The sequence below is a fragment of the Lactobacillus sp. W8174 genome (genome assembly GCF_016100975.1).
GTDB classification, from domain to species: Bacteria; Bacillota; Bacilli; order Lactobacillales; family Lactobacillaceae; genus Lactobacillus; species Lactobacillus juensis.
Genome location: NZ_JACFRN010000001.1, coordinates 472142 through 489376 on the forward strand (window position 1 = coordinate 472142; position 17235 = coordinate 489376).

Consider the following 17235-nt stretch of genomic DNA (forward strand, 5'->3'; position numbering starts at 1 on the left):
ATCACCTTTCTTTAACTTAAAAAGCATCAAACGAGCCGTTTTTGCGCTCTTTTTTAATACAATAATTGAAAATCAAAATACCAACTAAGAACCAAACGACATTTACTACTATAAATATTAGCAGTTTTGGCAATGAAACTCCATGGCCCAGAAATATTTGCCGCACTATTTCCACACCACCGACATAGGGAATGAGCTCTTGAAACGCATTATATACTGGTAAATAAACATTTGACAACATTAATAATAAAGCCTGCAGTATAGTAGCCCACTGACCCATTCTTTTAAATCTAATTGAACCAGAAGCAAAAATCATTCCAATGCCAAACATTCCTAAATTCGAAATTAAAGAAAATACAAAGGTTAATAACAAAGCTTTTAATAATTCAACTACCGTGAATATTGAAAAAAATGAAGCTACGAAGCCTATGATTAAAAGATAGATCCAAACAAATAAGTTTTCTGCCAAAGTTTTGATAAAGTACAGAACCCATAAAGGAAAGATAGACTGAGTTTCACTTTCAAGCAGACCAGTTTGCTCATCAGTCTCCACCCCATTACTACATTCACCTAATGAAGAGATACCAATACTCCAAAACAAAAAGCCGACAATAGTAAATAGAACACCCTGCTTGGTACCATAAGCTCGGCCCAATTGGGCAGGCTGGGTGAAAAGGACAACAATTAAAAATGCACCGGCATATAAAACTAGCGAACTAATAGCTGAATTAACATAACGAACTTGCAATTTTAGCTGTAAATATAATTGCACCCAGAAAATATTAAATAGCTCTTTAACTTTTTTCATTTTGCTTCCTACCTTTACTTATAAATTTCACGGTATTCAGAAATCAGATCATTTTCAGCCATTTTATTTCCAATATTTTCCGCTATTTGCCCATGCTTTAAAAACAGATAATGATCAACAACTCCAGAAAGCATTTGAGTGTCGTGCGATGAAATAAAAATAGTATTCCCATATTTATTTTTTAAATCTAGAATAAAGGACGCTAAATCTTCTTGTGCAGCTATGTCAAGACCGTTTGAGGGCTCGTCCAAGAGTAAAACCTCTGTTTCCATTGCTGCTCCCACCAAGATAGCAGCCTTTTTCTTCAAGCCAGTAGACAAATTTTGAAAATAAGTAGCAAGTTCATTTGAAAAATTGAAATCCTGCGCCATTTTTCGAATATTGTTTTCTGTCTTTTTTATACTAATTCCTTTAAGTGAAGAAAAATACATACCGTTTTCAAGAGTATTTAGTCTGTACATGAGGCCTCTTTCACCTGACGCCACAAAACTAGTATGCAAGCTAGCCCATTTAACATACGGTTCATTAGCCTGGTCATTTTTGATCAAACCCGCGGTTGGTTCCAATACCCCTGCAAGCAACCTTAACATGGTTGACTTGCCCACACCGTTAGGCCCTACCAAACCAATTACTGCTGGTTCTAAAGGAATTTTAAAATTTAGGTTATAAAAAACAGGCTTCTTACCGTAATTTTTCTTTACCTTATCAAAGATAATTGCCATAGGCTCTTCTTCCTTTTATTTAAAATGATACCAATAATTTAATCATTATTTTTTAAAATTAGCAATAAAAAATAGTATTTAGTGATAGCTTTTTAATTAAGATATGAAACTTTTACTGCTAATTGTCCTAATTGCATAATGTTTTCAGCCAAAGTTTGCTCATCACTTTCACAGCTGATCACTCCATTTTCGACATTAAAAGAAAAGCCGCTAGCTGTGACTAAATCTTCGCTGGCAGCAATCAAATCCTCGTCACTTGCGCTAGGATCTAATTTAAAAAGAGTCCGACCATCATCAGTAACATTATAGGTTGCAAACCCAGTTTTTTCGATAAAGCAATATACAGCTTCGTCAAATGAATCTTTAAAAATAGTTTCAATTTCAAGAGTATCTGGACCAAAATTTAAAATATGAGTCTTAGTGGTAATCCATTTTACAATTTCTTTTTGCAAATTAATATAAGATTGTTCCTTTTTTATCTTTGCCATTGTTTAAAAAAGTCCCTTAATTTGTTCTTTCTGTTAATTTAATATCTTGCATCCCAATCATAGGATCAATTCGACCTGAATAAATCAACTCCGGTGTTAAGATATGATCCTGACTTAGATCTTCGAGCCTATCAGAATTTGCTTCTTCTGGCTCACTTTTACCAGGAATTTTTTCTGAGTCATCTTTATTTGGCACATTTAGTATTTTTTGTAATTTAACAGTTAATCCTGTCTGACGATCATTACCAGAAGTATTAAAAGCCATTTCATAAGCGCGAGGATCACCAATTAAAACCAAATTTTGCTCTGCGCGAGTAACAGCAGTGTACAATAAGTTACGTTTAAGCATGACATAGTTTTGCATAGTCAGACTCAAAATAACTAACGGAAATTCAGAGCCTTGAGCTTTATGGATGGTGATTGCATAAGCTCTGGTTAAATCAAACAGATCTTTTTTACTGAAAGTTATTTCTCTGTCATCAAAATCTGCCACCATGCATTTTTGAGAATTATCATTATCAATTGTCAGGATTTTACCGATTTGTCCATTATAGATATCTTTTTCTGGATTATTTTGCAATTGCAAAATGCGGTCACCAATGCGAAAAATTTCGTCGTGCACCTCTAAAGTTTTACTATTTTCCTTAGGTGGATTAATAATTTCTTGAATAACATTATTCAAATTGTTAACCCCACCATCGCCCTGGTACATTGCTCCTAGTACTTGAACGTCATCCGGATTAAAGCCCTTTGCCAAAGCACGCTGGACTATTTGACTGACAACATGGGAAACTTCATGCGGTGGACATGAAATAAATGAGTAGTTTTTCGTCTTTTTAAATAATTCTTGGGGATTCTTTCCTTCATTAATGTCGTGCGCCAACGTAATAATGCTGGAATCGTCTCCTTGACGGTGAATTTGCTTAAGAACGGTAGTAGGAAAGGCCTGTGATTTGATTAAATCAGCAAATACATTTCCGGCACCAACTGATGGCAGCTGATCCTTATCACCTACGAAAACTATGTGCTTAGTTTCATTGATGCAGGAAACCAGTTGCCTAAACAAAAACATATCTACCATCGACATTTCATCAATAATTAAAATTTCACCGTTTAATTCATTCAGATCAGTTGCATCATTTTCACCAATCCCTAAACCCAGCAACCGATGGATAGTTTTAGCTGTGATTCCAGTAATTTCTTCCATTCTCTTGGCTGCACGACCAGTGGGTGCAGCAAGTAAAAATGGTGGATCTGTACTATAAAGAGACGATGATGGTATTTCTGCTAGCTCTTTCAATGCTAACAAAATACCGTTAATGATAGTAGTTTTGCCAGTTCCGGGGCCACCAGTTAAAATTGAAATTGGATTCGTCAGTGCGTTTTTAATCGCTGCTTTCTGTGTGTTATCATAGTGAATTTTCAACTTGGTTTCAGCGTGAGTTATTGCAAGATTTAATTCTTTTTCATTGTAACTTGAACTCTTTTGCTTTTTTTCCACCAAGTTTTTCATTGCGTTGGCAATATCAGTTTCAGTTTCATAAATTTCCTGTAAAGCCGCATTTTCTCCCATTACCACAACTTTACCTTGATGCTGGAGATTATTAACGCAAGTTGCTATCGTATCGTACTCATCAATTTGCAGTAGCTTGCTCGCTTCTTGCAATAGCTGCTCAAGTTTGACGTAAGTATTGCCTTCTTTAGCTACTTCATCAAGTAAAATTTGAAAAACAGCGCCATTAACTCTTTTGGGATCATCGAGTGCCATTCCCAATTTACTGCCGATTCGATCAGCACTCTTAAAAGCATAGCCTGTAACTTCCGCAATAGAGGCATAGGGATCCTCTTCAAGTTTAGCTAAAGTTTCACCATGATAAAGTTGATACAGTCTACTTGCTACTTTTTTGTTCAAGCCAAATTGAGCCAATTTTAATACAGTTTCAGAGTATGAATCCATTGAACTGACGCCGTTTAACAAACTTTCTTTTTGCTTTTTTGAAAGAGACAAAGTACCAATTTTTTCAGGCTTTTCCTTTAAAACTGTCAGTGCATCCATTCCCAAGTCTGAAATTATCGTATCAGCTGCTTTTTTGCCGATTCCGGGAAACTTGCTCGAACTTAAAAAATTAATTAGGCTCCCCTTTTCATGAGGTAAAGCTAATTTATAATTATCGCAACGAAATTGCAGGCCAAATTTATTATGCACAATTAACCTTCCTGAAAAGGTATAAGTTGCACCAACTTGGACATCTCCAAAACTGCCGGTCACTTTAATATCTTCACGATCATATTTTTCTAATTTTCCAATTATGGCAACATCAAGTATTTTATAAAGGTCTTGATCGTTTTCAAAAACTATTCGGTTAATTTTACCAGTAAATTCAGTCATTTTTCTTTCTCGCATCATTCACTAATTTTAATATTGAAGCATATTTTTTTTGCTCTTGTGCAAAAATTTTAGGATCTTGTTTTTTTGACTTTGCCAGATATTTTTCAGCCTCTTGGCGATTTCTGGATAAAATTGTGATACCCAGCATGAAATTTATTTTGGCCGACCTCTTTTTATGAGCTATTTTTTTATAAGCTGACTCTGCTTCCTGAGTTTTACCTAGGCTTAACCAAATATCCCCTATTAATTCCGAGACTTTTGCATCAACATTCTTAATTGTTAAAGCGTATGCCAATGCTTTTTGGCTTTGGCCAACTTTAAAAAAAACGAGTGCTTTTTGATATAAAACTAAATCATCATTAGGAATTTGATTAAGTATATTTAATGCTGTATCAAATTTGCCCTGTAAATAATAGCAAACTGCCAAATCATAATCTAAATCTTGAGGATGAGTAACTAACTTTTGGGCTTTTTCTAATAGTTCAGTGGCTTGGTCACTGCTGCCTTGCTCTATTAAAAAGGTTGCTAATTCTAAATAGTTCTCACTATTATGTGGTTGTTCATCAATTTTCGTTATTAATTCATGTACCTTTTTGTTTACTGCGCTTGTTTTAGCAGTCTTTTCTCTTTTTTTTATCATAATGAATCCGAGTCTTCCATTTTCCTGTCCAAAAATTTCGTTTCATTCCATACCAGAGCTTTAAAGGTTTTACCACTATCTTTTGTTTCCAAAATAGTCAGGCTGGTATTACTTAAACCACCATTCTGGCGGATGTCTGGTAAAGGATAACCTAATAATCCACCCATAATCGCTCCCAAAGCTGCCCCATGGCTCACTGCTAAAACTTTGTCGTCTGGTTTAAATTGTAAGCCAACGTCTCGACCAAAGTCTTTGCCACGTGCAATTACCTCAGGATAATTTTCACCTCCGATGCTGTGGCCATCGTATTTATCAGGTTTATCCCAAATATCAGTTACTTGCTCAGGATATCTGGCTTTGGCTTCAGTAAACGTAAGTCCTTCCATAGCTCCTAAATCAAATTCTCGCAAACGTTCATCTATTTTGATGGCAAAGGGATAACCCATTTCTTTAGCGAGTCTTTCTGCTGTTGTCCTGGCCCTTTTTAATGGACTTGAATAAATGCCTGCAAATTTAGTTTCACCTAAAAAACTACTTAATTTTTGAATATCAATTAAGCTTTGCTTTAAAAGTGGCGAATCACCGTGAGCTCCTTGAAAGCGCTTCTGTAAGTTCCATTCTGTTTTACCATGTCTGATGAAATAAATCTGCATTCATTAAATACTCTTTTCCGTAACTGTTATTTTCTAGTTTATCATTTAATAGTTTAAAAGAAAAAAGAACACAAATAAAAAAAGAAAATGCACATAAACATTTTCTTTCAAGTTTCTATTAAACTAATTGAAGCTGACGATCATTTTGATAGGCACAATCAATATTGCCACCACCAAGACATTCCTCACCCTGATAAAGAACAAGAGCTTGCCCAGGAGTAACGGCACGTGCTGGCTCATCAAAGTAAACTTTCGCCTTGTTTTTTGCTGCATCATAGGATACTGTTACCCCAACATCGGGTTGACGATAACGAAACTTGGCACTGCAATGAATTTTAAAATCGTGATCAGGCTGTCCGGTAAAGAATGACATATCACTAGCTTCCAATTCGGTGGCGTAAAGCAATTTGCTGTCATATCCCTGCTCGACGATCAATTGATTTTTTTGTAGATCCTTACCGACCACAAACCAGGGAGCAGTTGATTCTTTCGTTGAACCAAGTCCTAATCCCGATCTTTGACCAATTGTATAGTACATTAAACCAGCATGATGACCGACTACTTTTCCATCTGGTGTGACCATGTCTCCAGATTGGGCAGGCAAAAATTCACTCAAAAATTTACGAAAATTTCTTTCACCAATAAAACAAATGCCTGTAGAATCCTTCTTTTTGGCGGTAGCCAGGTCGTTTTTAAGCGCAATTTCGCGCACCTGTGGTTTAGTTAAATTAGCTAACGGAAAAATAACTCGACTAATCTGATTTTGGCTTAATTGGCTTAAAAAGTAAGTTTGATCCTTATTGCCATCTTTAGGGCGCATCATATGAGTGATACCATTTTTGTCAGTTATAGTTTTCGCATAATGACCCATTGCAATGTAATCTGCATCAAGATTAAGTGCAAATTCTAAAAATGATTTAAACTTTATCTGACTATTGCACATCACATCCGGATTAGGCGTATGGCCTTTTTTATATTCATTTAAAAAATACTCAAAAACGCGATGCCAATATTCTTTTTCAAAATTGATTGAATAGTAAGGAATCCCGATTTGATCTGCTACTCTTTTTACATCTTCGTAATCATCAGTAGCAGTGCAGACACCAGAATCATCAGTGTCATCCCAATTTTTCATAAAGACGCCAATTACATCGTATCCCTGTTCTTTTAAAAGGAGTGCCGAAACGGAAGAGTCCACTCCCCCACTCATGCCAACTACAACTCTGGTTTTTTTCTTTACCAAATTAATCAATCCTTCACAGCAACAATAATATTGCGCTCTTCTAAATCTTTTAATATATAATCTAAAAGTTCAACAGTGGGAGCTAATTTCTCATTCTTAAAAATGTTGACCTTTTGCAAACCATTTTTGTCTGTAACAACCATGGTCAGATGAGTCATCTCTTTATTTATGGTCATCTTCAATTTAGTTGGAGCATTATACGGCGAATCATTATAAAGTGGATGCTCATAATTAAAATTACCCTTAACGGTTTTAACAAAACCAGCATCAATTAGAGCGTATAGTTTTAGTTCTGGACTAAGGGTAAACTTGCGTTTATCCCCATTAATAATAACTGTATTTGCCATAATTCTACCTCACTTACTAATAATAAGCATATTTAACTAAAAAAGCAATTAAATTTATTTATTTTGGATTTTACTTACAATATCAGTCAGTTCCTTTGCAAAGGCTCTAACTTCTTCTTCAGTGGTATAACGTCCAAAAGAAATGCGAATAGATTCATTTATTCTCGCAGAATCTTTACCAAAACAAGCCACTAAAACATGTGATGGCTCAATTGAACCTGCAGTACATGCAGAGCCTCCAGAAACTGCAAAACCAGCTAAATCCAAATTTGTCTGCAAAACAGTCGTTGAAACTTTATTAAAGTGCAGATTCAATACGTGATGAGAATCAAATTTTTGGGTTCCACCATTAACCTGATATTCAATTTTAGCTTGACTAAGTTCATGCAAAATAATATTTTGCAAGTTCTGATATTTAGTTTGCAAACTTTTTTTATCTATAGCTGCAATTTCACTAATTGCTTCACCGAAACCAGCAATTCCCGGTACATTTTCCGTTCCTGCTCTGCGCTTAGTTTCTTGTTCTCCACCATAAATAAGAGGTGGCAAATTGAGCGAGTTTTTTTCATATAAAAAGCCAAGGAATTTCGGACCATTAATTTTATGAGCAGAAGTTGATAACAAATCGATATTCATCTTAACAACATCAAGATCTATATTGCCCAGTCCTTGTACAGCATCAACATGAAAATATGCATTGCTTTTCTTTACTATATTGCCAATTTCAATAAGTGGATTAATTGTGCCCAATTCATTATTAACGGCCATGACGGAAACCAATGTGGTTTGCGGAGTTAGTGCATCTTCCAAATCTGCTAATGAAATACAACCATTTTCATCAACATCAAGGTAAATGACTTCATAACCCTCACTTTCTAAACGTTGCATTGGTTTTAAAACAGATGGATGTTCAATCTTAGTAGTAATTATACGTTTACCAATACTTTGGCGACTATGAGCAGTTCCAAAAATAGCAGTGTTATTACTTTCTGAACCACCAGATGTAAAAATTATTTCATTTTCCTTGGCGTTAATTGCCCTGGCAGCTTTTTGCCTTGCCTGATCAATCACATGACGAGCTTTGCGTCCCAGTTCATAGGTACTTGAAGCATTACCAAAATTGTTTTTCATTTCCTCAGTTATCACGTCGATTACATTGGGCGACATTGGTGTTGTAGCTGCATTATCCAGATAAATTTCTGTCATCTATTAATTCATCTTCTCTATGTAAGTACAAATAATTTTAGCAGCTTTTGCTCCTACCTTTTGAGCGAAATGATCAAAGTCACCGTTTGCATCTTGATTACCATTGTCAGAAATAGCCCGTAAAGCTATCAAAGGTTTTTTAAAATGATAAGCTACCTGAGCAAAAGCGGCTCCCTCCATTTCGACACCTAAAGCATGAGCAAAGTTTTGTTTAATTTCATCTTTTTGCTTCTGCGAGCCAATAAAGGAATCACCGGTAACAATTAATCCCTCTTTAAATTCAATCTTGTTTTCTTGCAAGAACTGTGCAAATTGCTTTCTTGCAGAAGAATTTAAGTCAAATTGGGCTGGTTCACCGGGTATTTGCCCTTCAACATAATCACCTGCCAACGTATTGTGAGCATCATGATATGCAAATGAATCAGCTAAAATCAAATCTTCTTTATGAACTTCTTTTTGCAAAGATCCTGCTGTTCCTGTCATGAAAACTAAATCAATATCGACTTTGCTTAACAAACTAGCTAAGTTCATAGCAGCCTGCACTTTGCCAATTCCGCTTAAACTAATATATAAATCATTGTGGTTAACGCAAAAATGCTCGAATGTAGTAGATCCGAACATTTCTTTGCGACCAGAGTGAAAATACTTATGATAATATTCAGCCTCAATTTCCATTGGGACAATAATCGCTATCTTCATTTTTACCCTCGTTTTATTTTTATAAGTGAAATAACGCTAATAAAACCAAAATAATTAAAACAGCAACAATCAAAATTGCACGATTAAGTTTACCTTTCAGCTTTAATGCTTTTTCTTGACTCGTAGTTAACTGAGACTGAGATTTATTCTCTTCTCTTCTTGGAGCCTGCTCTTGATTTTTTACCCTGTCATTTGCAAAATCATTTGATTCTGCAACTTCATCTTTATCACGGGTAAAATCAGGATTAACATCAACTTCATCATCACTATCATCAAAAGCAGATTTAATTGTATTTAAAAAGTTTTTGCTTTTTTTATGTTTTAATTTTTTACGGTAATCAGATCGTTTTTCAGTCATTTTATTCCTTTGCGTCAGCACCGGTGAGCAGCATGTTTTCCCAAACACTCATTGCATATAATGTCTTGGCATCAACGATTTTACCCTGTGCCGAAAGTCTTTTCAACTCTTCCAAACTAAACCAATGACTAGTTAAAAACTCATCAGGATCAAGATCTTTTTTATCAGTCAATTTAGTTAATGTATCGCAATAAAATAAGTAGAGTTTCTCATTAGTAAAACCGGGAGATGAATAAAACTCAGTTATCTTTTCCCAGTAGTCTGCATGATAGCCGCCTTCTTCGTTTAACTCTCTTTTCATTGCATCAAGTGGACTAGCATCAGTTTCGTCTATTAAACCTGCTGGAATTTCTAAAGTCAACTCTTTGATAGGCTCACGCCATTGTTCAACTAACAGCATTTCCTGCTTTTCATTCACAGCTATAGCAGCTGATGCAGGTTGATGTTTTACTACTTCTCTTGTAGCAGTCTCACCATTAGGCAATTTGATCGTTCTTACTGAAAGATCAACTATACGACCTGTAAAAATTTGTTTTGAAGAGATTTCAGTTTCTGTTAAATCCATTATTCACTTTCCTGCTAATCAGCTAAATATACATTAACACATTGCAATCCATTTTTTCCTTGAGCAAGCTGATATTTGACTTTTTGTCCGACATGTAAGCGACGATATCCTTCTTCTTTAATAGCAGTATAAAAGACAAAGTACGCCTTCTGATTTTCATCGTCAGTGATAAAACCAAAACTACTGTTTTGATCAAACTGCTTTACCTTACCGTAACGCATTATTCTTCTAAACCTTCTTGTACAGCTTCAGGATAATCTTCTTTAACAATTTTAGCACATCTGCCACAAAGCATTGGAACTTCGCTATCAGCTCCAATATCGGTTCTAATCATACGGCAACGAGGACAAACTTCACCTGCTGCGTGTTCAACCACAAATGCACCATTCGGTAATTCTTCAGCATTTGCCGGTGCTTCACCGTCAGCAATAGTTAATTTAGAAACTATTAAAATTTGTCTAAAGTTTGCATCCAGATTGGCTAAGACTGCTCTCATCTCATCCGTCGGATAAACTGTGACTGCAGCTTCAAAAGACTTACCGATTAACTTTTGATCACGCGCTTCTTCTAAAACTTTCAAAACATCATCGCGGAAATTCATAAATTTCTTCCAGTTGTCAATGAGTTCATCATGATTTGCATAATGCTCAATTTCAGGCATTTCAGCAAGTTGGACATAATCTTCCTTTTCCTTTAAGAAAGACCAAACTTCCTCCATGGTATGTGGCAAGATTGGTGTCAAAACCTTAGCTAACTTAACGGTTGCGTCATAAATCACAGTTTGCATTGATCTTCTGGCATGACTATTTTTACTCTCAATGTAAAGAACATCTTTGGCAAAGTCAAGATAAAACGCTGACAGATCATTAGAAATGAAGGCAAATAACTTTTTATAAACATTATTAAAATCGTAACGTTCATAACTGTCAAGACAAATTTTAACCAAATCGTTAAGTTGAACTTCCATATACTGGTCAATAGAGTTTAAATCTTCATAAGCGACCCTATCTGTTTGCGGGTCAAAATCAGAAGTATTAGCCAGCATATAACGGAAAGTGTTTCTTATTTTGCGGTAACTCTCTGAAGTTTGACGCAAAATATTTTGCGAAACAGCAACATCAGAAGTAGTGTCTACAGAAGCTACCCACAAGCGAATAATTTCTGCTCCCATTTGTTTGATGACATCATTTGGTGAAATTACGTTACCTAATGATTTAGACATTTTATGTCCTTTTTCATCCAAAACAAAACCTTGAGACAAAATACCGCGATAAGGTGCTTTACCCGTGGCAGCTACAGCTGTAATCAGACTTGAATTGAACCAGCCACGATACTGATCACTACCTTCAAGGTATAGATCACATGGGAAATTCAAGTCTGGTCTTTTAGCCATGACAGCTTGATGAGAAGACCCAGAGTCGAACCAAACGTCTAAAATGTCGTTTTCTTTAGTAAATTTGCCATTTGGTGAATGCTCAGAAGTAAAGCCTTCTGGTAACAATTCCTTAGCACTTCTTCTATACCAAGCGTTTGATCCTTCTTTAGCAAAAATCTGCGCAATATGTTCAATAGTTTCCGGTGTGACAATTGCAGTGCCATCTTCTGCGTAAAAGATTGGTAATGGAACGCCCCAAGCCCGTTGTCTTGAGATTACCCAATCGCCACGATCCTTAATCATATTATGCAGGCGTAATTGACCCCAGGATGGCGTGAATTTAACCTGATCAATTTGATCAAGAATCTGTTGGCGGAATTTTTCAACCGAAGCAAACCATTGAGTAGTAGCCCGATAAATTACGGGTTTCTTCGTGCGCCAATCATGCGGGTATGAGTGGGTAAAGAAACTAAGTTTAAGTAAATTGCCAGATTTCTTTAATTTTTCGCTGACGACTTTATTGGCATCATCGTAAAACAACCCTACTAAATCGGGATCGTTAATATCTTCAGTAAAACAACCTTTATCATCCATGGGACTATATACCGGCAGACCATATTTTTGAGCAACATTATAGTCATCTTCACCAAAGCCGGAAGCCGTATGTACTAAGCCGGTACCATCACTAGCAGTAACATGCATCGCATTCATAAGCAGAGAATCACGGTCATATAAAGGATGCTTGGCTACCATATGATCCATTTCAGTACCCTTAAGGTGCTGAACGACTTGATAGTCTTCCCAACCCAATTCTTGAGCAACTGCTTCTAGACGGTCAGTGCCAACGACATAGCGCTTTGGACCCACTTGAACTACTGAATAATCAAAGCCCGGATTAACCGTGATACCTTGGTTAGTAGGAATTGTCCATGGTGTAGTTGTCCAAATTAAGAAATAAGTATTTTCTGGATCGAGAATGCCCTTACCATCTTTCACTGGAAAAGAAACATATATTGAAGGTGATTTAATATCATGATATTCAACTTCAGCTTCAGCTAACGTTGACTCACTTGAAGGGGACCAATAAACAGGTTTTTTACCTTTATAGATGTAACCTTTTTCATACATTTTACCAAAGACACGAATTTCTTCAGCTTCATATTCAGGCTGATAAGTAATATATGGATGATCCCAGTCCCCCATTACTCCCAAACGCTTAAAGTCAGTCATTTGCTTTTTTACTTCTTTACTGGCAAAATCTTGACAAAGCTGACGGTAATCCGCAAGATTCATTTTCTTACGGTCAACACCCTGTTTGGTCAACTGTTGTTCAATTGGTAAACCATGAGTATCCCAACCTGGAACATAGGGAGCATAATAGCCATTCATGTTCTTAAAACGAACAATTATGTCTTTTGAAACTTTATTCATAGCATGGCCAATGTGAATATTACCGTTTGCAAAAGGAGGCCCATCATGTAAATCAAATCTTGGTTTTCCTTTATTCAGTTTTAATCTTTGTTCATATAATTTATTTTCTTCCCACTCTTTTTGCCATTGTGCTTCGCGAACTGGCAAATTGCCCCGCATCTTAAATTTGGTTTTACCCATATTAAGTGTATTTTTCACTCTCATTTTTTAATCCTCCCTATAAAAAAATCCTCGTCCTAAAATTAGGGCGAGGTTAATATCGTGGTACCACCTAAATTGAGTTTTAAACTCCACTTATGAGTTACATATCGTGCAACTAACGTAACAAACCATCTCAAACAGCTGATCAACCTTTGAGCTCTTATATTAGCCTTACACCACCGCTAATTCGCTGAATTGCTCTCGAGTTTTACTGTCAGTTTGTTATTTGTGATTTTTATAGTCATTGGGAAAAATAACAGTAGGTCCAGAGCCGTTGTTAGAATCGTTAACATTTTCCGTGTTAACCGTTTCAGTATGCGGACTGTCACCCGACATCGGTTGGGGACTATCATTATTTTCATCAATGTTATGTTCAAAGTTTACTTCATCATCAATGTCATTGTCAAGTTCATCGTCAACTTCTTCGTCTTCATCAATATCATCATCGTCTTCATCAACATCTTCTTCTTCATCAGTAAGCATTATTGGTTCAGCCCCATCTGGAGGATAAAAGCGCTCAGTATCAAAGTATTGATCAAGTGCCTTTTGCCACTTTTCATCATTGAGATTTTCAATTGCTTTTTGTAAAAGATCTTGAATATAAGAGCGATAACCAGAAGCTTCTTTTTTCACACGTTCGTAATCAGACTTAATAGTTTCAAGCTGCTGACGTTGATAATCAGTGTCGATTTTTGCTTGTTCGGTAGCATTATTAGCTTGGACTGTAGCATCATTGATAATTCTTTCAGCCTTAATTTTAGCGTTACCCACTGCTTCTTTTGTAGCATTTTCGTTCTGCTTGAATTGTTTAACTTGCTTTTGTAAGTCTGAAACTTGTTCTTGTAAATGCACAATTTCATTTTTCAAGTCAACTGTTTGGTCTAGCGCATCGCCATAATCGTTGATAATTTGATCTAAAAAACTGTCTACTTCATGCCTGTCATAGCCACTTAGGCCTCTCTTTTTGAATTCTTTGTTATGAATTTCAAGCGGAGTCAATTTCTGCGATTCCTTCTTTTCGTCTGCCATAGTTTATACACCACCTTATGTTTACCTTTTCTCGTAGTTGAAATATCCGTAATTTTGCATCTGCCAAAATGTCTTAAACTAAGGACATCATCTTCACCAATCATTATATTAGAATCTTTGACACTATGCCAATTTAATTTAACCAAATTATTAGAAATATTTGCTTTTATTTGTTGCCTGCTTTCATGTGTGATTGAAGCTAAAACTGCATCCAGTCTGAGTGATGAAACAATAGCAGTCGACACTTCACTTTCATCATCAACTATAATTACTTTTTGATTTAAACTGGGTCTTATCCTAACTTTTGTTTTGCCAATATGGTTTATTTCATGTTGAAAAAAATCTTTCAGCTCACTTTTTGCAAAAAATTGCCAGCGACCATCTCCATCAGTAATAATGTCGCCAAAGGTTGAAGTTTCTATACCTGCATTAGCTAGACTTCCCAATATAGCGCTATGTGTTAAACAGGCAAATTTTTGAGGATATTCAATATTAAAAACAGTAATCTGATAAGAAGAAGGTGCAATAGTATTCCAATCTTCAGTTATAAATACTCTCTTTTTTTCAGCGTTTGAGTATCCTCCAAAGCTTTGTAAACAAACTTCAGTCCTAGCTATTTTTTTAAGAATATCTCTTTCGCCAGGATCCAAAAAATCTGTTAAAACTTCTTCATGTTTGCCAAGAACATTATTTATAATTCCGTTCATCTTATCCACTGTTTTTTGGTCAGACAAATCATCTTTAAATAAAACATTCTTGGCGTAAAAACTTCGCTTTGCCATATTTTTTGTCTTCACACAATTCCCCCTGCTAATGAAGGTGAAAGACAGATTGGCCTTTTCTTACACCATTATAGCATTAACTCTAAAAGTCATTCATCATAAAATGAACAAGCAATTTGTATTATTTAACAATAAATAAAGAGCTGATAAATCAATTTAGCGCTCTAAGGAAATTTATCAGCCCTTTATAAAAAATCAAATCAAACAAACAACCTAAATAAGATGTTTGCAACCCATTTTAAGACATAATATTGCACAAAATAAAGAAACAATAAGCCAATTAAAAATGAAATATCCAATCCAGTAGCATTAGATAGTCTGGCAATCGGTCCTTTACGAAAAAGGTTTAAATATGGATCAACTAACAAGTCGATTATGCGTCCAACAGTCGAATCACGTAAGGAAGGAACCCAACTTAAAATTGCATCGATTACCATAATGATGCTATAGATCCATATTATATAATCTAGAATATAAATGCCGTAATATATGATATTTGCTGCCATTAACTTAAAGTATCTTTCTTATCAACTAGGTCACTAATTTTGCCATTAGTAACGAATTTAGGAGGTGTTGCTAAAAATATTTTATCGCCAATACGCTGTATTTCACCATTTAGGGCATAAACTGTCCCTGTAATAAAATCAACAACTCTCCGAGCCGAAGCATCTTCCATCCTGCTAAAATTAATAATCACCGCTTTGTTATTCAACAAATTTTGTGCTACATCTTTAGCATCAGAATAAACCCGTGGCTCATAAAGAACAATTTTGCTTTTAGCCGCATTCATGCCAGATTTTATTGAAACTACATTATCACGATCAACAGCACTCGCAGAATAATTGTCCTCATTATTTAATTGTTGCTCTTCTGCATATTCGTCATCCAGCATTTCATCGTCATCGTTTGCAACACCGAAAAACTTACCTATTTTACTAAAAGCCATTTCTCTTGCCTCCCATTAGTTTTCACCACGATGCCTGAAAAATGGTATATCATCAGTATCATCGTCATCGAAAGCGTTGGTTTCGATTTGTGAAATACTACTTTGATCGTCGTCATCAAATGAACTTGATCTTTGCTCTTGATTTGAAGCAGAAGGAGTCGAGCGACGATTTCCTTCGTTATCATTGTCCAACCCCCAAACGCTTGTTGGATCAACCATGGGCCTATGCTTTGGCGCGGTTTGAACAGTTTGGGTGCCATCATCAGTTGAAGTCTTAGGTTCAATTGGTCTTTCAGCTGAATTTGTTCTCGACATAGATGAATTAGTTTGACTAGGTTGTGACTTTATCTGGTGACTGTGACCAGGAAGCTGCTTAGAAGCTTCCTCTTCTGCTTGTGAATTTATTCCTGTAGCAATAACAGTCACAACAACCTCATCCCCTAGATTAGGATTGATGGATGTACCAAAAATAATATTAACATCATCGCCTGCAGCCTTAGAAACAATTTCAGAAGCATCCTGTGCTTCAAATAATGTCAAATCTGGTCCACCAGTGATGTTCAGGAGAACCTGCTTGGCACCATCAATTGAAACTTCAAGCAATGGTGACGAAATTGCCAGCTTAGTTGCTTCAACAGTTCTGTTTTCTCCACTGGCACGACCGATACCCATTAACGCTGCTCCCTGATTTGCCATAACAGTTTTAACATCAGCAAAATCAAGGTTAACATAGTCAGTTGAAGTAATTAAATCAGAAATGCCTTGAACACCTTGTTTCAAAACATTATCAGCTTCTTTAAAGGCATCCATCATAGGCGTCTTTTTATCAACCATTTCTAATAAACGATTATTGGCAATGATAACAAGCGTATCAACATACTGCTTTAGTTGGGCAATGCCTTCGGCAGCATTTTTGGACCTTTTTGGACCTTCGAAGGTAAAAGGACGAGTAACAACGCCAACAGTCAAAGCACCAGTTTCGCGTGCAATTTTGGCTACAATTGGTGCAGCACCAGTTCCAGTACCGCCACCCATACCGGCAGTAATGAAAATCATATCTGCACCTTTTAGTGCATCTTCAATGGTTTGCTCACTTTCTTCAGCCGCTTTTTGACCTACTTCGGGATGAGAACCAGCTCCAAGTCCCCTCGTCAATTTTGGCCCTAACTGAATTTTATTTTCAGCTTTATTACTATTTAATGCCTGTACATCCGTGTTAGCAGCTACAAAGGATACTCCCTGCACGCCATCATCGATCATTCGATTAACAGCATTACCACCAGCACCGCCGACACCAATAACTTTGATGACAGCATTTTTATTGTCGTCAGAATCGAATGTAAAATCCATCTA

At 36.1% G+C, this 17235-nt stretch carries 19 protein-coding genes; all 19 read right to left on the minus strand.

Annotated features, from left to right (window positions below; genetic code table 11):
* Window positions 1-16: 16 nt before the first annotated feature.
* A complete protein-coding gene (locus tag H3U49_RS02380; RefSeq protein ID WP_198179346.1) occupies window positions 17-808 on the minus strand; it encodes an ABC transporter permease in 792 nt (263 codons plus the stop codon).
* Between the two features lie 14 nt (window positions 809-822).
* The gene (locus H3U49_RS02385) at window positions 823-1530 is read right to left on the minus strand and encodes an ABC transporter ATP-binding protein (RefSeq protein ID WP_198179348.1); all 708 of its coding nucleotides are present in this window, start codon (window positions 1528-1530) and stop codon (window positions 823-825) included.
* A 92-nt stretch (window positions 1531-1622) separates the two neighbouring features.
* A complete protein-coding gene (locus tag H3U49_RS02390) occupies window positions 1623-2018 on the minus strand; it encodes a DUF1828 domain-containing protein (RefSeq protein ID WP_198179349.1) in 396 nt (131 codons plus the stop codon).
* Between the two features lie 16 nt (window positions 2019-2034).
* On the minus strand, window positions 2035-4407 hold the full coding sequence (locus H3U49_RS02395; RefSeq protein WP_198179350.1) for an ATP-dependent RecD-like DNA helicase: 2373 nt from the start codon (window positions 4405-4407) through the stop codon (window positions 2035-2037).
* A complete protein-coding gene (locus H3U49_RS02400) occupies window positions 4400-5047 on the minus strand; it encodes a tetratricopeptide repeat protein (RefSeq protein ID WP_198179351.1) in 648 nt (215 codons plus the stop codon). The genes H3U49_RS02395 and H3U49_RS02400 overlap by 8 nt, the downstream gene beginning before the upstream one ends.
* On the minus strand, window positions 5044-5700 hold the full coding sequence (locus H3U49_RS02405) for a histidine phosphatase family protein (protein WP_198179352.1): 657 nt from the start codon (window positions 5698-5700) through the stop codon (window positions 5044-5046). The genes H3U49_RS02400 and H3U49_RS02405 overlap by 4 nt, the downstream gene beginning before the upstream one ends.
* 118 nt (window positions 5701-5818) lie before the next feature.
* Window positions 5819-6943, minus strand: coding sequence for a tRNA 2-thiouridine(34) synthase MnmA (gene mnmA, locus H3U49_RS02410; RefSeq protein WP_255528828.1), 1125 nt, complete (start codon window positions 6941-6943; stop codon window positions 5819-5821).
* Between the two features lie 5 nt (window positions 6944-6948).
* Window positions 6949-7290 (minus strand): DUF1831 domain-containing protein, encoded by a 342-nt coding sequence (locus tag H3U49_RS02415; protein WP_034979365.1) that lies wholly within the window; start codon window positions 7288-7290, stop codon window positions 6949-6951.
* Window positions 7291-7344: 54 nt separating this feature from the next.
* Complete coding sequence (locus H3U49_RS02420) at window positions 7345-8496, minus strand: cysteine desulfurase family protein (protein ID WP_198179354.1); 1152 nt, start codon at window positions 8494-8496, stop codon at window positions 7345-7347.
* 3 nt (window positions 8497-8499) lie between these two features.
* A complete protein-coding gene (locus H3U49_RS02425) occupies window positions 8500-9195 on the minus strand; it encodes a 5'-methylthioadenosine/adenosylhomocysteine nucleosidase (protein ID WP_198179355.1) in 696 nt (231 codons plus the stop codon).
* Window positions 9196-9214: 19 nt separating this feature from the next.
* The gene (locus H3U49_RS02430; RefSeq protein WP_198179356.1) at window positions 9215-9553 is read right to left on the minus strand and encodes a hypothetical protein; all 339 of its coding nucleotides are present in this window, start codon (window positions 9551-9553) and stop codon (window positions 9215-9217) included.
* A gap of 1 nt (window position 9554) precedes the next feature.
* Window positions 9555-10118 (minus strand): NUDIX hydrolase, encoded by a 564-nt coding sequence (locus tag H3U49_RS02435; protein ID WP_034979378.1) that lies wholly within the window; start codon window positions 10116-10118, stop codon window positions 9555-9557.
* Window positions 10119-10132: 14 nt separating this feature from the next.
* Window positions 10133-10339: a cold-shock protein gene (locus tag H3U49_RS02440; protein ID WP_198179357.1), complete on the minus strand. Its 207-nt coding sequence runs from the start codon at window positions 10337-10339 to the stop codon at window positions 10133-10135.
* On the minus strand, window positions 10339-13128 hold the full coding sequence (ileS, locus tag H3U49_RS02445) for an isoleucine--tRNA ligase (protein ID WP_198179358.1): 2790 nt from the start codon (window positions 13126-13128) through the stop codon (window positions 10339-10341). Before ileS ends, H3U49_RS02440 begins: the two co-directional genes overlap by 1 nt.
* A gap of 219 nt (window positions 13129-13347) precedes the next feature.
* Window positions 13348-14154: a DivIVA domain-containing protein gene (locus H3U49_RS02450; protein ID WP_198179359.1), complete on the minus strand. Its 807-nt coding sequence runs from the start codon at window positions 14152-14154 to the stop codon at window positions 13348-13350.
* On the minus strand, window positions 14121-14936 hold the full coding sequence (locus H3U49_RS02455; protein ID WP_198179584.1) for an RNA-binding protein: 816 nt from the start codon (window positions 14934-14936) through the stop codon (window positions 14121-14123). The genes H3U49_RS02450 and H3U49_RS02455 overlap by 34 nt, the downstream gene beginning before the upstream one ends.
* A 200-nt stretch (window positions 14937-15136) precedes the next feature.
* Complete coding sequence (locus H3U49_RS02460) at window positions 15137-15442, minus strand: YggT family protein (RefSeq protein WP_198179360.1); 306 nt, start codon at window positions 15440-15442, stop codon at window positions 15137-15139.
* Window positions 15442-15882 carry a cell division protein SepF gene (locus tag H3U49_RS02465; RefSeq protein WP_198179362.1) on the minus strand — a complete coding sequence of 147 codons (441 nt, stop codon included), beginning with the start codon at window positions 15880-15882 and terminating at the stop codon, window positions 15442-15444. The genes H3U49_RS02460 and H3U49_RS02465 overlap by 1 nt, the downstream gene beginning before the upstream one ends.
* Before the next feature lie 15 nt (window positions 15883-15897).
* On the minus strand, window positions 15898-17232 hold the full coding sequence (ftsZ, locus tag H3U49_RS02470) for a cell division protein FtsZ (RefSeq protein WP_198179363.1): 1335 nt from the start codon (window positions 17230-17232) through the stop codon (window positions 15898-15900).
* Between the last annotated feature and the right edge of the window lie 3 nt (window positions 17233-17235).

Bases quoted from the DNA above. Each gene is read 5' to 3' on its own strand.
- H3U49_RS02380 (WP_198179346.1), bottom strand. From the start codon at position 808: ATGAAAAAAGTTAAAGAGCTATTTAATATTTTCTGGGTGCAATTATAT.
- H3U49_RS02385 (WP_198179348.1), bottom strand. From the start codon at position 1,530: ATGGCAATTATCTTTGATAAGGTAAAGAAAAATTACGGTAAGAAGCCT.
- H3U49_RS02390 (WP_198179349.1), bottom strand. From the start codon at position 2,018: ATGGCAAAGATAAAAAAGGAACAATCTTATATTAATTTGCAAAAAGAA.
- H3U49_RS02395 (WP_198179350.1), bottom strand. From the start codon at position 4,407: ATGACTGAATTTACTGGTAAAATTAACCGAATAGTTTTTGAAAACGAT.
- H3U49_RS02400 (WP_198179351.1), bottom strand. From the start codon at position 5,047: ATGATAAAAAAAAGAGAAAAGACTGCTAAAACAAGCGCAGTAAACAAA.
- H3U49_RS02405 (WP_198179352.1), bottom strand. From the start codon at position 5,700: ATGCAGATTTATTTCATCAGACATGGTAAAACAGAATGGAACTTACAG.
- H3U49_RS02415 (WP_034979365.1), bottom strand. From the start codon at position 7,290: ATGGCAAATACAGTTATTATTAATGGGGATAAACGCAAGTTTACCCTT.
- H3U49_RS02420 (WP_198179354.1), bottom strand. From the start codon at position 8,496: ATGACAGAAATTTATCTGGATAATGCAGCTACAACACCAATGTCGCCC.
- H3U49_RS02425 (WP_198179355.1), bottom strand. From the start codon at position 9,195: ATGAAGATAGCGATTATTGTCCCAATGGAAATTGAGGCTGAATATTAT.
- H3U49_RS02430 (WP_198179356.1), bottom strand. From the start codon at position 9,553: ATGACTGAAAAACGATCTGATTACCGTAAAAAATTAAAACATAAAAAA.
- H3U49_RS02435 (WP_034979378.1), bottom strand. From the start codon at position 10,118: ATGGATTTAACAGAAACTGAAATCTCTTCAAAACAAATTTTTACAGGT.
- H3U49_RS02440 (WP_198179357.1), bottom strand. From the start codon at position 10,339: ATGCGTTACGGTAAGGTAAAGCAGTTTGATCAAAACAGTAGTTTTGGT.
- ileS (WP_198179358.1), bottom strand. From the start codon at position 13,128: ATGAGAGTGAAAAATACACTTAATATGGGTAAAACCAAATTTAAGATG.
- H3U49_RS02450 (WP_198179359.1), bottom strand. From the start codon at position 14,154: ATGGCAGACGAAAAGAAGGAATCGCAGAAATTGACTCCGCTTGAAATT.
- H3U49_RS02455 (WP_198179584.1), bottom strand. From the start codon at position 14,936: ATGGCAAAGCGAAGTTTTTACGCCAAGAATGTTTTATTTAAAGATGAT.
- H3U49_RS02460 (WP_198179360.1), bottom strand. From the start codon at position 15,442: ATGGCAGCAAATATCATATATTACGGCATTTATATTCTAGATTATATA.
- H3U49_RS02465 (WP_198179362.1), bottom strand. From the start codon at position 15,882: ATGGCTTTTAGTAAAATAGGTAAGTTTTTCGGTGTTGCAAACGATGAC.
- ftsZ (WP_198179363.1), bottom strand. From the start codon at position 17,232: ATGGATTTTACATTCGATTCTGACGACAATAAAAATGCTGTCATCAAA.